This is a genomic window from Craurococcus roseus, from assembly GCF_039523795.1.
Taxonomy (GTDB): Bacteria; Pseudomonadota; Alphaproteobacteria; order Acetobacterales; family Acetobacteraceae; genus Craurococcus; species Craurococcus roseus.
Window position 1 is genome coordinate 36,232 of record NZ_BAAAFZ010000026.1, and the last position, 12,390, is coordinate 48,621.

Annotated in this window: 15 protein-coding genes and 1 pseudogene; 4 read left to right on the forward strand and 12 right to left on the reverse strand. The window is 73.3% G+C overall.

What is annotated here, in order from left to right; translation table 11 throughout:
- Positions 1-585, reverse strand: a complete 585-nt coding sequence (gene phnH, locus ABD067_RS10620) for a phosphonate C-P lyase system protein PhnH (RefSeq protein WP_343895259.1) — start codon at positions 583-585, stop codon at positions 1-3.
- Positions 582-1,052, reverse strand: a complete 471-nt coding sequence (gene phnG, locus ABD067_RS10625) for a phosphonate C-P lyase system protein PhnG (protein ID WP_343895260.1) — start codon at positions 1,050-1,052, stop codon at positions 582-584. The genes phnH and phnG overlap by 4 nt, the downstream gene beginning before the upstream one ends.
- 79 nt (positions 1,053-1,131) lie before the next feature.
- On the opposite strand from phnG, the gene phnF reads away from it, so the two are divergent.
- Positions 1,132-1,893: a phosphonate metabolism transcriptional regulator PhnF gene (gene phnF / locus ABD067_RS10630; protein WP_343895261.1), complete on the forward strand. Its 762-nt coding sequence runs from the start codon at positions 1,132-1,134 to the stop codon at positions 1,891-1,893.
- 9 nt (positions 1,894-1,902) lie between these two features.
- Here phnF and ABD067_RS10635 read toward each other — a convergent pair whose 3' ends face one another.
- Complete coding sequence (locus tag ABD067_RS10635; RefSeq protein WP_343895262.1) at positions 1,903-2,118, reverse strand: hypothetical protein; 216 nt, start codon at positions 2,116-2,118, stop codon at positions 1,903-1,905.
- A gap of 202 nt (positions 2,119-2,320) precedes the next feature.
- Here ABD067_RS10635 and rpsD point away from each other — a divergent pair, with 202 nt between their 5' ends.
- On the forward strand, positions 2,321-2,938 hold the full coding sequence (gene rpsD / locus ABD067_RS10640) for a 30S ribosomal protein S4 (protein WP_343895263.1): 618 nt from the start codon (positions 2,321-2,323) through the stop codon (positions 2,936-2,938).
- Between the two features lie 53 nt (positions 2,939-2,991).
- Here the strand turns inward: rpsD and ABD067_RS10645 are convergent, their stop codons facing one another.
- The 6 genes from ABD067_RS10645 to ABD067_RS10670 form a co-directional block, all read right to left on the reverse strand.
- A complete protein-coding gene (locus ABD067_RS10645; protein ID WP_343895264.1) occupies positions 2,992-3,198 on the reverse strand; it encodes a hypothetical protein in 207 nt (68 codons plus the stop codon).
- A 57-nt stretch (positions 3,199-3,255) separates the two neighbouring features.
- Positions 3,256-4,239, reverse strand: a complete 984-nt coding sequence (locus ABD067_RS10650) for a glycosyltransferase family 2 protein (protein ID WP_343895265.1) — start codon at positions 4,237-4,239, stop codon at positions 3,256-3,258.
- Between the two features lie 6 nt (positions 4,240-4,245).
- Complete coding sequence (grxD, locus tag ABD067_RS10655) at positions 4,246-4,584, reverse strand: Grx4 family monothiol glutaredoxin (protein ID WP_343895266.1); 339 nt, start codon at positions 4,582-4,584, stop codon at positions 4,246-4,248.
- Between the two features lie 14 nt (positions 4,585-4,598).
- The gene (locus ABD067_RS10660) at positions 4,599-4,832 is read right to left on the reverse strand and encodes a BolA family protein (RefSeq protein ID WP_343895267.1); all 234 of its coding nucleotides are present in this window, start codon (positions 4,830-4,832) and stop codon (positions 4,599-4,601) included.
- Positions 4,833-4,837: 5 nt separating this feature from the next.
- A complete protein-coding gene (gene purL, locus ABD067_RS10665) occupies positions 4,838-7,093 on the reverse strand; it encodes a phosphoribosylformylglycinamidine synthase subunit PurL (RefSeq protein WP_343895268.1) in 2,256 nt (751 codons plus the stop codon).
- 63 nt (positions 7,094-7,156) lie between these two features.
- On the reverse strand, positions 7,157-7,759 hold the full coding sequence (locus tag ABD067_RS10670) for a transposase (protein ID WP_343895269.1): 603 nt from the start codon (positions 7,757-7,759) through the stop codon (positions 7,157-7,159).
- Between the two features lie 270 nt (positions 7,760-8,029).
- Between ABD067_RS10670 and ABD067_RS10675 the strand changes: the two genes are divergently transcribed.
- Complete coding sequence (locus ABD067_RS10675; protein WP_343895270.1) at positions 8,030-8,578, forward strand: hypothetical protein; 549 nt, start codon at positions 8,030-8,032, stop codon at positions 8,576-8,578.
- A gap of 116 nt (positions 8,579-8,694) precedes the next feature.
- On the opposite strand, the gene ABD067_RS10680 is transcribed toward ABD067_RS10675, so the two are convergent.
- Together ABD067_RS10680 and ABD067_RS10685 are read right to left on the reverse strand one after the other, a co-directional pair.
- Entirely contained in the window at positions 8,695-10,284 is a 1,590-nt protein-coding gene (locus ABD067_RS10680) for a gamma-glutamyltransferase (RefSeq protein ID WP_343895271.1), read from the reverse strand.
- A gap of 96 nt (positions 10,285-10,380) precedes the next feature.
- Positions 10,381-11,160: a GntR family transcriptional regulator gene (locus tag ABD067_RS10685; protein ID WP_343895272.1), complete on the reverse strand. Its 780-nt coding sequence runs from the start codon at positions 11,158-11,160 to the stop codon at positions 10,381-10,383.
- Positions 11,161-11,515: 355 nt separating this feature from the next.
- Here ABD067_RS10685 and ABD067_RS10690 point away from each other — a divergent pair, with 355 nt between their 5' ends.
- Positions 11,516-11,974: an acyl-CoA thioesterase gene (locus ABD067_RS10690; protein ID WP_343895273.1), complete on the forward strand. Its 459-nt coding sequence runs from the start codon at positions 11,516-11,518 to the stop codon at positions 11,972-11,974.
- 77 nt (positions 11,975-12,051) lie between these two features.
- Here the strand turns inward: ABD067_RS10690 and ABD067_RS10695 are convergent.
- Positions 12,052-12,390: pseudogene (locus ABD067_RS10695) on the reverse strand (hypothetical protein); the annotation flags it as partial.

The following is a 12,390-nucleotide window of genomic DNA, read 5'->3' on the forward strand; positions in this document are numbered from 1 at the left end:
TTAGCCCTCCTCGATGGAAACGGTGCGCGGCAGCGCCGCAAGGTCTCGCCCGGCGCAGAGCACCACGTCCACGCCGCGCGGGAAGGCGGCCCGGTTGGCGCCCCAGCGCGCGGCGAAGCCCTCCGGCAGACCGGACACGCGCAGCCGGTGCTCCGCCTCGATGCCGGGGCCGCGCAGCCGCCAGCCGCGCCCCGGCTCCAGCGCCGGCACCTGCACGATCAAGGTCGCGCTGAGGTGCGGCTCCTCGTCCGTGCCCTGCTCCAGCGTGTCGAGGAGCGGGGGCGCATGGCAGGCGAGCGCGAAGGCCGCGTCGCCGGGCGACCGCGCCGAAGGGCAACCCGCGTGGAAGGCGAGCCACGCCGCAGCCTCCGCGCCGGCGTCCGTCCAGAGCGGCGTCGCCGCGTCGGCCAGCGCCAGCGCCACCGCCGCGGCGGCGGGCCCGAGCGGCGCCGGCGGGCGCAGGTCCACCGGTACGCGCCGCACCAGGCCCGGCCGGCTCATCGCGTCGAGCAGGGCGCGGAAGCACGCCTGCGCGTCCGCCACCGGATCGCCGAAGCCGGGGGCGAGGGCCGCCGCCGCGCTCACCGCATCACCGCCAGGGTCGAGAAGTCCACGCGCGTCGCCGCCGCCTTGCGCGCCGTGCGCGCCGCCCGTTCCGCCTGTGCCGCCGCCAGCGGCTCGACCACGGCGCGCAGCAGCGCCGGCCGCAGCGCGGCGTCCTGCAAGGCCGCGTCCAGCACCGCCGCCGTCTCGGCTTTCTCCAAATCGCGGCCCGCGACGTAGGCGTGGCCGACCCGCGCGCCGCCCGACACGCCCACGGCGCAGCGCGTCACCGTCATCTCGCCGAGGTTGAACGGCGCGCCGTCGCCGCCCTGCCGGCCGCGCACCATCACCAGCCCGACCTCCGGCCCGCGCAGGCGCGTGTGCGGCGGCAAGGGCGGGGCGTCCCGCAGCCGTGCGGCGATCTCGGCCCCGCTGGCCTGCGCCAGCACGCCCATCCAGCGCCGGCGCGACGCGAAGTCTTCGGGCGGGGTCTCGGCGCTTTCCGTCATGCGGCGATCTTGTAAGGTCTAGACAACCGGATGTCTACCCGTCTATTGCAGACGTAGGGTGCGACGGGAGACATGCGGCGTGGTTGAAGCTTCCATGACGGATGGGGACGCCGCGTCGGAGCCGCTGGCGCGCGGCGCCGGGGTCGCGCTGTGGCGGCAGATCTTCGGCGAGATCGAGCGCGAGATCGCCTCGGGCCGCTACCCTCCGGGCGCGCGGATGCCGACGGAGGAAGCGTTCAAGACGCGCTTCGGCGTGAACCGCCACACCATCCGACGGGCGATGGAGGAATTGGAGGCGGCCGGGCTGGTGCGCGTGGAGCAGGGGCGCGGCACCTTCGTTGCGGAGGACGTGCTCGATTACACGCTCGGCGCCCGCACGCGCTTCACCGAGGTCATCCGCCGCCAGAACCGCGAGCCGGGCGGGCGCATCGTCCGGTTGGCGGACGTGGAGGCCGACGCGGCCGTGGCGTCGGCGCTCGGGCTGGCGCGGGGTAAGCCGGTGGTGCTCGCCGAGCGGTTGGGGCTGGTGGACGGGCGGCCGGTGCTGGTCGGCACGCACTACTTCCCTGCGGCGCGCTTCCCGCGCATCGCCGAGGCGCTGGCGGCCGACCCGTCCATCACCAAGGCGCTCGCGGCGGGCGGCGTGCCGGACTACCGGCGGCGGACCACCAAGGTGACGGCGCGGATGCCCACCCCGGAAGAAGCGGCGCTGCTCGGGCAGTCGCGGACCCGGCCGGTGCTGGCGACGGAGACGGTGAACACCGACCCCGACGGCGACCCGGTGGAAGCGGGCTGGGGGTGCTACGCCGCCGGGCGGGTGCAGATCGTGGTGGAGACCTGAGCCGCCGGGTCAGAGCACCGTGGGCGGGAGCTTCTTGGCGAGCTTGCGGGCCAGGGCGTAGCCGAGCATCCCCGAGATCGGCGCCGCCGGGATCACCAGCAGCCAGCCGATGTGCGCGCCCTGCACCGCCATCCCCAAACCCACCCCGAGCATCAACCCGCCGACCAAGCTGCCCACCGTGCCAGCCGTGAGGCCGAGGACCAGGATCTCTTCGCGCGTCACCATGTCGGGGCAATGGTGCCCGTCCCGCGGTTTGACAAGCCCGGCCGCCGGACACTATAGCCCGCCGCATTCCTGGGAACGTGGACGCGGCCCTGGGCGGTTTCCGCCCTTGTCCGCCGCGCGCCCGCCTCGGCCCTCCCGGGCCGGGGCCTACCGGGACAACACCGCAGCACAGAGGGCCGCCGGAAGGCGGAACCGCCGCGCCATGACCAAGCGTCTCGAGAGCAAGTACAAGATCAACCGCCGCCTCGGGGTGAACCTCTGGGGCCGGGCCAAGAGCCCGATCACCAAGCGCGAAACCATCCCCGGCCAGCACGGCGCCCGGCGCAAGCAGAAGCCCACGGACTTCGGCGTGCAGCTCATGGCGAAGCAGAAGCTGAAGGGCTACTACGGCAACATCGGCGAGAAGCAGTTCCAGAAGTACTACCAGGAAGCGGTGCGCCGGAAGGGCGACACCTCCGAGAACCTGATCGAACTGCTGGAGCGCCGGCTGGACGCCGTGGTGTACCGCATGAAGCTGGCGGTGACGCCCTTCGCCGCCCGCCAGTTCGTCAACCACGGCCACCTCACGGTGAACGGCAAGCGGCTGAACATCCCGTCCTACCAAGTGCGGGACAACGACCTGATCGAGGTCAAGGAGAAGTCGAAGCAGCTCACCGCCGTGCTGGACGCGGCGCAGAGCGGCGAGCGCGACGTCCCCGACTACATCGAGATCGACCACCGCGCCATGCGCGGCCGGTTCCTCCGCGCGCCGAAGCTGGCCGACGTGCCGTACCCGGTGCAGATGGAGCCGAACCTCGTCGTCGAGTTCTACTCGCGCTGATCGGGAGGGGCGGGCCGGCGGCGCGCTCCACCGCCGGCCCGCCCGGTCCGGCGTCAGCCGCCGGCGATGCTGGTGATGACCTTGCCGGTGCCGTTGCAGTTCGGGTCCTTCTCGCCGCTTGCGAGCGTGCCTTTGCCGTTGCATGCGGGGCAGATGTTCTCGCCGGTGCCGGGCGCGCCGGGCGGCGCTTGGTCGCCGGGGTTCATGTTGGATTCGGCGGGCGCCGTCGCGCCGGTTCCGGATGATCTTTCGTCGGCCATTCGCGTCCTCCCCGTGTTCCGTCCCCTGGCCTGTAACGGCGGCGGGCGGGGCGGGGTTCAAGCGGGGTAGGCCGTGAAGGGGCCGTGCAGGCGCCGGGGCAGCACCGGCAAGGCGTGCGCCGCGGCCAGCAGCAGCACCCGTTTCGGCGACGGCGCGGCGGCGACGGAGGCGCGGAGCTTCTCCAGGCCCGGGCCGCGCTGGCCGTGGCGGATGAGTTCGCGGCCGGCGATCCAGGCGTTTTCCGCTTCCGCGCGCCGGTGGAGGTATTCCGCCCGCTCCGCGCCCAGGCGCTCCCGCAGGGCGGGGTTGTTGAAGATCGCGTCCATGGCCGGGCGGAAGGCCGCCGGGTCGCGGGCCATGCGGTTGTAGGCGCTGCCGGTGCGCTGGCGGACGAAGAGCAGCGGCTCCGCCCCCGGCACCACGGCGAAGGGGCCCTGGAGGGCGAGCCTGATCCAGTATTCCCAGTCCTCGCCGTAGCGGACGTGGGACAGGAACGGGCCGGCGCGGTCCACGGCCTCGCGGCGCAGCAGCAGGTGGCCGCCGTTGGCGAAGAGGTTCTGCACCACCAAGCGTTCGAGGATGTCGCCGGCGGGGAAGGGGCCGGACTTGCGGCGCAGCGGGGGGTCGCCCGGCTTGGCGTCCTCGGCCACGAAGGCGTAGGCGCCGTAAGCGCCGACCGCGTCCGGCGGCGCCGCCGCCAGGGCGGCGGAGAGGCGGTCCAGGGCGTCGGGGGCCAGCCAGTCGTCGGCGTCGAGGAACAGCACCGCGCGGCCGCGTGCTGCTTCCACCGCGCGGCTGCGGGCGGCGGAGACGCCGGCGTTGGCTTGGCGGATGAGGCGTATGCGCGGGTCCTTGCGCGCGGCCACCACGGCGGCGGTGCCGTCCACGGAGCCGTCGTCCACCACCACCATCTCCCAGTCGGGGGAGGTCTGGGCGAGCGCGCTGTCCACCGCGGCGCCGACGAAGCGCGCGACGTCATAGGCGGGCGTCAGGATGGAGACGGCCGGCGCCGCCGAGTGCGGGGGAGCGCCGGCCGCCATCGGGGATCAGGCCTCGGCGGAGACCGGGATGCCCTTTTCCTTCAGCATGGATTGCAGCTCGCCGGCCTGGAACATCTCCAGGACGATGTCGCAGCCGCCCACGAACTCGCCGTTCACGTAGAGCTGCGGGATGGTCGGCCAGTTGGCGTAGGCCTTGATGCCTTCCCGGATTTCCATGTCCTCCAGGACGTTCACGCCCTTGAAGGGCACCTGGAGGTGGGACAGCACCTGCACCACGCGGGCGGAGAAGCCGCACTGCGGGAAGACCGGCGTGCCCTTCATGAAGAGCACCACGGGGTTGGACTTCACGTCGGCTTCGATGCGCTCGAAGGCGGGGTAGGTCATCGGGGGCTGTCCTCTCAGGAAGGGGCCGAGGTTTGCAGGGCCAGGGCGTGCAACTGGCCGCCCATGCGCCCTTGCAGGGCGGCGTAGACGATCTGGTGCTGCTGGACGCGGCTCTTGCCGCGGAAGGCTTCGGACACGACGGAGGCGGCGTAGTGGTCGCCGTCGCCGGCGAGGTCCTCGATGGTGACCTGGGCGTCGGGAAGGGCCGCCTTGATCAGCGCCTCGATCTCCGCCGGCTGCATCGCCATCCGCGTCACGCCTCCCCCATCAGGGCCGGCAGGGTCGCCTCGTGCGCGTCCCGCAGCCTCTGGACCGATATGGACCGCTCGCCGCCCAGAATTAAGAGGCCGACGTCGTTGCAGCGGCCCAGGCGGTGGGCCGGGACGCCAGCGGCGCGCGCCGCTTCGAGCAGGGACGCCGCGTCGGGCACGGCTAGCACGTAGCGGGCCTGGTCCTCGCCGAACCAGAACGCGTGCTCGGGCAGCCCTCCCGGCGTCGGGAGGAGGGTGGCGCCGATGCCGAGCGGCATGGTCATCTCGGCCACCGCGACCAGCAGGCCGCCGTCAGACACGTCGTGGCAGGCGAGGGCGTTGCCGGCCAGGATCTGGGCGCGGACAAAATCGCCGTTCCTGCGCTCTTCGGACAAATCGACCGGGGGCGGGGCGCCCTCCTCGCGGCCGGCGACCTCGCGGAGCCACAGGGACTGGCCGAGCCAGCCGCGCGTCTCGCCCACCACCACGAGGTCGAGGAACGGGGGGAGGGCGAGGCCGACCGCCTGCCGCACGTCCTCCAGCACGCCGACGCCGCCGATGGCGGGGGTGGGCAGGATGGCGCGGGGCGGGCCGTCCGCCGCGTCGCGCGTCTCGTTGTAGAGGGAGACGTTGCCGGAGACGACGGGGAAATCGAGCGCCTTGCAGGCGGCGGCCATGCCGCGGATGCAGCCGGCGAATTGGCCCATGATCTCGGGCCGTTCGGGGTTGCCGAAGTTCATGTTGTCGGTGATCGCCAGGGGGCGGGCGCCGACGGCGGTGATGTTGCGCCAGGCTTCCGCGACGGCTTGGGCGCCGCCGGTTTCGGGGTCGGCCTGGCAGTAGCGGGGGGTGACGTCGGTGGTGAGCGCCAGGGCGCGGTCGTGGCCCTCGACGCGGACTACGGCGGCGTCGGCGGCGCCGGGGCGGCGGGCGGTCTGGCCGCCGACCATGCTGTCGTACTGGTCCCAGATCCAGCGGCGGGAGCAGAGGTCGGGGCAGGCGAGCAGCGTGAGCAGCGCGGCCTCGATGCCGGCGCGGTCGGGGACGGAGGCGGGGTGGAGCACCGGCTGCTTGGGCGTTTCCGCGGTGGGGCGGCGGTAGAGGGGGGCCTCCGACTCCAGGGGGGCGAGGGGGATGTCGGCCTCCACCGCGCCCTTGTGGCGGACCACGATGCGGCCGGTTTCGGTGAGGTGGCCGATGACCGCGAAGTCCAGCTCCCATTTGCGGAAGATGCGCTCGGCCTCGGCCTCGCGGCCGGGGTGCAGCACCATCAGCATCCGCTCCTGGGATTCGGAGAGCATCATCTCGTAGGCGGTCATGCCCGCCTCGCGCTGGGGCACGTCGTCGAGGACCAGCTCGATGCCCATGCCTCCCTTGCCGGCCATCTCCACGGAGGAGGAGGTGAGGCCGGCGGCGCCCATGTCCTGGATGGCGACGATGGCGTCGGTCTCCATCAGCTCCAGGCAGGCCTCGATCAGCAGCTTCTCGGTGAAGGGGTCGCCGATCTGGACGGTGGGGCGCTTCTCTTCCGAGTCGGCGGAGAACTCGGCGCTCGCCATTGTGGCGCCGTGGATGCCGTCACGGCCGGTCTTGGAGCCGACGTAGACCACGGGGTTGCCGGCGCCGGTCGCCTTGGCGGTGAAGATGCGCGAGGCCGGGGCGATGCCGACGGTCATGGCGTTGACCAGCGGGTTGCCGTCGTAGGCCGGGTGGAAGTTCACCTCGCCGCCCACCGTGGGGACGCCGACGCAGTTGCCGTAGCCGCCGATGCCGCGCACCACGCCGTCGATGATGCGCTTGGTGCGGGGGTTGTCGGGCGAGCCGAAGCGCAGCGCGTTGAGATTGGCGACGGGGCGGGCGCCCATGGTGAAGACGTCGCGCAGGATGCCGCCCACGCCCGTCGCGGCGCCTTGGTAGGGCTCGATGAAGCTCGGGTGGTTGTGCGACTCCATCTTGAACACGGCGGCGAGGCCCTCGCCGATGTCCACCACGCCGGCGTTCTCGCCGGGGCCCTGGATGACCCAAGGGGCATTGGTGGGCAGCTCGCGCAGCCAGACGCGGGAGGATTTGTAGGAGCAGTGCTCCGACCACATCACGCTGAACAGGCCGAGTTCGGTGAGGGTGGGGGGGCGGCCGAGGATGGCGCGGGCGCGCTCGTACTCTTCGGGCTTGAGGCCGAACTCGGCGGCGAGTCGCGCCGCGCGGTCTTCGGACAAAAGCGGGGCGCGGGCGGCGGCTGGGGCGGCGGGGTCGGCCATGCCCGCTTCTTGGGCGGGGGCGGGGGCGGAAGCAAGCGCGTCGGCGGTGCCCATGGCCGGGCGCTACGCCGGCTGGAGAAAGCGCGGGACGCGGGCGCGGCCGGCGCAGAGGGTGAGCCAGCGGCGCGCTTCGCGGAAAAAGCCGCGCGGGACGGCGCGCAGGCCGCGTTCGGCGGCGTCCTTGACGATCGGCACGATCCAGCGGTGGACGCGTTCGGACAAATCGGCGTCGGGGAGCATCCGGGGCGGCCCCTTGAGGGCGGACAGGAAGCCGAGGCGGCGGGCGAGGGTGATGATCCGCATGCCGCGCAGGCGGGTGGCGCGGCGGCAGGCGGCGCAGGCCCAGTTCTCCAATGCGCGCAGCGCGGGCGGGGCGTCGGCGCGGGCGAGGGCGCGGAGCAGGCGTTCCCACAGGCCGGCGTTGGCCAGGCGGCGGAAGTGGCGGGAGGCGGTGTCGGGCTTGCCGAAGCGGGTGGGCAAATCGCGCCAGGGGCAATCGGCGGCGGCCACCCAGAAGATGGCGTCCATCCGGCGGCGGGCGTCCTTGAGGGGGCGGCCGGGGCCGTTCTGGACCAGGACGAAGGGCAGCAGGGCGTCCCACTCGGCATCGGTCAGCGGCTGCCAGCGGCGGGGCAGAGTGTAGTGGCGTCGAGGGTGAGGGTGCATGTCGGGCGCCTCGGAACCGAGCCGCGCATTAGAACATAAAAGGAACATAAGGCGCAAACGAAAGCTTGCAGGGGTGGTGCCCTAGTTTGAAATGTGCCGCTCGACTTGGGCGCGGCTGGACTATTCCGTTAACGCAATACACGCGGCCCGCCAAGGTGTGCTTCGGTTTAGAGGGTGGGTTCCGTGTCGTCCGATCGTCGCGTCGCCGGCTTGCTTTTCGTGGCGCTGCTCCTCTCCGGATGCGGGTGCTTCGGAAGGTCGCCGCCCTACATGTGCGGCATGGCCGTGGCCCTTCCGCTCCTGCCCGCGATGGCGGTCGCCAAGGCGATCGGCGGTCCTCCAAAGCGGGCGGTCGAGGGCATCGAAACGGTGACGCACCTCGGCGGCGAGAGGATCGGGTTGCGCGTCGTCGCGGTCGGGGGCGGCGGCGGTAGCCGTCTCCTTTACCAAGACGCGCGGGACGCCGCAGTCGTGGGTGGGTTCGCGGTGTGCCCCCCGGAACAACACGTGCGGCTGCGCACGACCTCCTTGGATGCCGACCTGCCGCCCAGCCGCCACGCCGCCTGGATCGCGCCGTTCGCTGACACCGCGTTCAAGCGTCCGAGCGTCCACGAAGTCAGGGTGGAGTTGCCGTGGGCGGGCGACGCCCGGAGCGTGGCGATACCGGTGTCGGACGACGCCCAGGTGCGCGAGGCGCGGCAGGTCTACGTGCTGCCCTGCGGACCCGTGGGGCGTGCCGTGCTGGTCGTCGCCGAAGCCGCCGAGACCACGGGCGTCGATGTGTTCGAGGTGGTCTTCAGGCGCGCGAGCCAGGAGTGAGCGCGGTGTGCTACCACGCCGACCTGCCACAAGGTTGAGGCTGCGGTGCGTTTCAAAGTAGGGCACTACCCGCGCAGGGGTGGAGTTTCGTTGCTGACCGAGGCGCGGTCGCCGTTCTACCCCTGCGCCACCGCCGCGCTCCAGGGCGACATGGCGTCGCTGACGCCGACCACCTCGCCGCCCGGCGTTCGTTGGATCATGTTCGGGCAGGCGAAGTTGAGCGGCATGACGCCGTGCTCGACCAGCTCCACCGGCCCGTCCGCGCGCAGGCGGTCGAGCACCGCCGCCGGCAGGCGGTCGTCGGCCGTGACGCCGTCCGGGCCGGAGACGTCCACGCGCGGGTGGTGCGCGGCGGCCTCGGGGTCCATGCCGAACTCGGCCACGAAGGAGAGCATCTGCGCCACCGCGGCCATGATGCGGCGCCCGCCGGAGGCGCCGGCGGCGATCTCCGGGCGCCCGTCGGCGCCGAGGGCGATCACCGGGCAGGTGTTGGTGAGCGGGCGCTTGCCGGGCGCCATGCCGTTGGGCGCGCCGGGCGTCGGGTCGAACCACATGACGCCGTTGTTCATCAGCACGCCGGAGCGCGGCAGCACCACGCGGCTGCCCATGGAGGACAGGAGCGTGGTCGTCACCGCCACCATCATGCCGTCGCGGTCGCAGGCGGTGAGGTGGGTGGTGCAGCTTTCCGCGGCGCGCGGCTCGGCGTCGCCGAGGCCGGCCAGGCGCTCGGCGTAGGCGGCGCGCATGGCGCGGGCGAAGCGGGCGTACCATTCGGCGTCGGGCTCCGGGCCGGACGCGGCGCCTTCCATGCCCTCCAGCACGCGCCGCAGCGTCGGCGCCGCGGTGAGCCCGTTGGCGAGCATGAGGCGGCGCCCGCCGGCCCAGGGCACCTCCACCGCCGGCAGCGTCCGGGCGCGGCACCCCGCGAGGTCGGCGGCGGAGAGGAGGCCGCCGGCTTCGCGCACGTCTTGGGCGATCGAGGCGGCGACCTCGCCTTCGTAGAAGTCGCGCGGGCCGGCTTCGGCCAAGCGCTCCAGCGTGGCCGCGAGGTTGCCGAGGGGGAAGAAGCCGGGCGTGCCCTGGTAGGGCGGGATCGGCGGCAGGCCGTTCGGCAGGTAGACGCGGGCGCTCTCCGGGTAGAGGCGCAGCACGGCGGCCGAGAACGCCACCTTGAGCGTGGTGTACCAATCCGCCGGCAGACCGCGCTTGGCCAGCGCGACCGCGGGCGCCAGCACGTCGCGGAGCGGCAGCCGGCCGTGCCGCTCGTGCAGCAGCGCGTAGCCGGCTACGGCGGAGGGGATGACGAAGGACAAGGGGCCGTGGATGTTGCGGTCGCCCTCCACCTCGGGCCAAGCGAAGAGGTCGCGCTTGGTCCGGCCGGTGAGCGGGAAGGCGGCGGGGTCGAGCGCGGCGGGCGCGACGGGGCCGAAGTCGATGGTTTCGGCGGGGCCGCCGCCGTTCGGAGCCGCCACCTGCGCGAAGCCGATGCCGCCGAGGCCGGAATTCCAGGGCTCCACCGCGGCGAGGGCGAAGGCGGTGGCGACCGCGGCGTCCGCGGCGGTGCCGCCGGCGTCCAGCATCAGGACGCCCGCTTCCGCCGCGGCGCCGACCTGCGACGCCACCATGCCGGCGCGGCCGCGCGCGCCCGGCTTGCGGACCTGCCAGTTCTGGGTGCGGTGCGTGGGGATGCGGGCGCTCGGGAACATGGGCGGGACCGGTCCTTTCCGGTGGCGTGGGCGGCGGGGGAGGGGGTCAGCCTCCCGCCGCGGCGCCTCGGCCGCAAGGACCCGCCCGCGGCGGGGTCAGCCCGCGGCCACGACGGCCGCCGCCGCCATGCCCCGGCGCTCGGCCAGCACGGCTTCGAAGTCGAAGGTTTGGTGCCAGTTCACGTGGTCGGACAGGGCGTCCGCCGCGCCGTGCCGGTCGCCGGCCAGGAGCGCCTGGACCAGCGCGGCGTGCTCGCGCGCCGCCGGGGCGGGGTCGCGGCCTTGCCGGCCGAGGCCCCACACCACGGCGAGCTGGCGGGACAGGCTCTGCCAGAGCGCCAGCAGCGGCGCGTTGCCGGAGGCGCGGCAAAGCTCGCGGTGGAAGGACACGTCGGCGAGCACGATGGCGGCGGGGTCGCCCGCCTGCGCGGCGAGCGCGTAGTCCTCGGCGGCTTGGCCGAGCCGCTTGAAGCGCATGGGCAGGGCGCCGTTCGGCTGCGCGAGCGCCTCGCCGATGGCCTGGGTTTCGAGCGCCAAGCGCACCCGCATCAGGGCGGCGACGCCGGCGTTGGTGACTTCCATCAGGCGCATGCCCTTGTAGGGCGTGCTGTTGACGATGCCCTGCGACTCCAGGAGCCGCAGGGCCTCGCGCACCGGGACGCGGCTGATGCCGAGGTCGCGGGCGATCTCCGCTTCCACCAGCCGGTCGCCCGGCAGGAAGGCGCCGCGCGCGGCGGCGGCGACGATGGCCTCCGCCGCCTGCTCCACCATGGTGCGCGGCTGCACCGGCGCGAGGCGCGGGGCCTCGAAGGAAAGGGGGCCGCCCGCGCCGCCCCCGACACCGCCACTCCACGCTTGTTGCGACCTGAGTGCCACGACCCACCGCCCTTCCTGCTGGCTTCATTTCGCATCCTAAATGGAATAGGTCGTTTTGGGAAGCGAGCGATTGCGCGGTTTTTGAAGCACGGTGACGCACGGCGTGAGACGGGTTGGTTCGCAACCGAATGGTATACCGGAAAGCGGGCAGGCGCAGCGATTTGCTGAGGCACATAAAACGAATACGAAATGAATTGGCGCAAGGTTTTGCGGGGCGCGGTTGAAGCCGGGCCTGCGGTGGCGGCGCGCCCCGGGCGCGGTTCCCGAATCGATGGTGCAAATATGCAACAATAGCCGGGGCATTTGCGGCGCCGGGCGGCGGGGCCAGAATGCCCCGGCACGGGCGGAGGGGCGCATGGGGACCGACGATGCGATGGCGGCGGCGGCGGGGGAGTTCGGTGTCGAGGGGCATTGGCCGGTGCTGGAGCGCCACCGCATCCGCTGGGCCGAGTGCGACATGTACGCGCACGTCAACCACGCCGCCTACCTGACGCTGTGCGAAGACCTGCGCGTGGCGCACTGGGTTTCGCTCGGCGGGCGCTTCGAACCCGGCGAACCGGGGCCGGTGGTGGCGCAGCTCGAAGCCCGGTACCTCCGCCCGCTCGGCTTCAACGACGAGGTGGCGCTGACGCTCCGGCCGGGCGCCATGCGCCGCACCTCGTTTACCCACGAATACGCCGTGTGGCGCGGCGGCCTCGCGTTTTCCTGCAAGGCCGTGCTGGTGCTGGTGCGCCACGGCGGCGGCGAGCGGGTGCCGATCCCGCCCGAGGCGCGGCGGCTCCTGAAGGAGCAGGGAGCGGTGGAGGAGGGCTGAGGCCCCCCGGTCGCGGGGAGCGCGCCGCCGGCGGTCCCGGCGGCGCTCCCTTCTGGCTTTCCTTGGCGGCGGGTGGCTCAGCGGGTCTGGTTGGTGGTGCCCATGGGCATCGGCCGGATGTCAGCCCCCGTGCCGGTCGACGGCGCGGTGGCGGCGCCGGTGCGCGTGTCGCCCACCATGCCGCCGCCCATGTAGGCGCGGTCGCGTTCCTCGCGGGGCTGGCGGCGGTTCTGCGCGGCTTGCGCGTCCCGGTCGCGGCTGCGCCTCGCGCTGCGGCCGCGGCGCCGTTCGTTGCCTTCGTCGACGAAGGGCACCCGGGTTTCCGGGTTGCTCCACGGCGGTTCGCCGAGGTTCAACGTGCTCGGGCTCGTGGTGGCGCCGGTGACGGCGCCAGCGCCGGCGCCGATCGCCGCGCC

Bases quoted from the DNA above. Each gene is read 5' to 3' on its own strand.
- phnG (WP_343895260.1), bottom strand. From the start codon at position 1,052: ATGACGGAAAGCGCCGAGACCCCGCCCGAAGACTTCGCGTCGCGCCGG.
- rpsD (WP_343895263.1), top strand. From the start codon at position 2,321: ATGACCAAGCGTCTCGAGAGCAAGTACAAGATCAACCGCCGCCTCGGG.
- ABD067_RS10670 (WP_343895269.1), bottom strand. From the start codon at position 7,759: ATGCACCCTCACCCTCGACGCCACTACACTCTGCCCCGCCGCTGGCAG.
- ABD067_RS10690 (WP_343895273.1), top strand. From the start codon at position 11,516: ATGGGGACCGACGATGCGATGGCGGCGGCGGCGGGGGAGTTCGGTGTC.
- ABD067_RS10645 (WP_343895264.1), bottom strand. From the start codon at position 3,198: ATGGCCGACGAAAGATCATCCGGAACCGGCGCGACGGCGCCCGCCGAA.
- ABD067_RS10675 (WP_343895270.1), top strand. From the start codon at position 8,030: ATGTGCGGCATGGCCGTGGCCCTTCCGCTCCTGCCCGCGATGGCGGTC.
- grxD (WP_343895266.1), bottom strand. From the start codon at position 4,584: ATGACCTACCCCGCCTTCGAGCGCATCGAAGCCGACGTGAAGTCCAAC.
- ABD067_RS10650 (WP_343895265.1), bottom strand. From the start codon at position 4,239: ATGGCGGCCGGCGCTCCCCCGCACTCGGCGGCGCCGGCCGTCTCCATC.
- ABD067_RS10680 (WP_343895271.1), bottom strand. From the start codon at position 10,284: ATGTTCCCGAGCGCCCGCATCCCCACGCACCGCACCCAGAACTGGCAG.
- purL (WP_343895268.1), bottom strand. From the start codon at position 7,093: ATGGCCGACCCCGCCGCCCCAGCCGCCGCCCGCGCCCCGCTTTTGTCC.
- ABD067_RS10635 (WP_343895262.1), bottom strand. From the start codon at position 2,118: ATGGTGACGCGCGAAGAGATCCTGGTCCTCGGCCTCACGGCTGGCACG.
- ABD067_RS10660 (WP_343895267.1), bottom strand. From the start codon at position 4,832: ATGGCGATGCAGCCGGCGGAGATCGAGGCGCTGATCAAGGCGGCCCTT.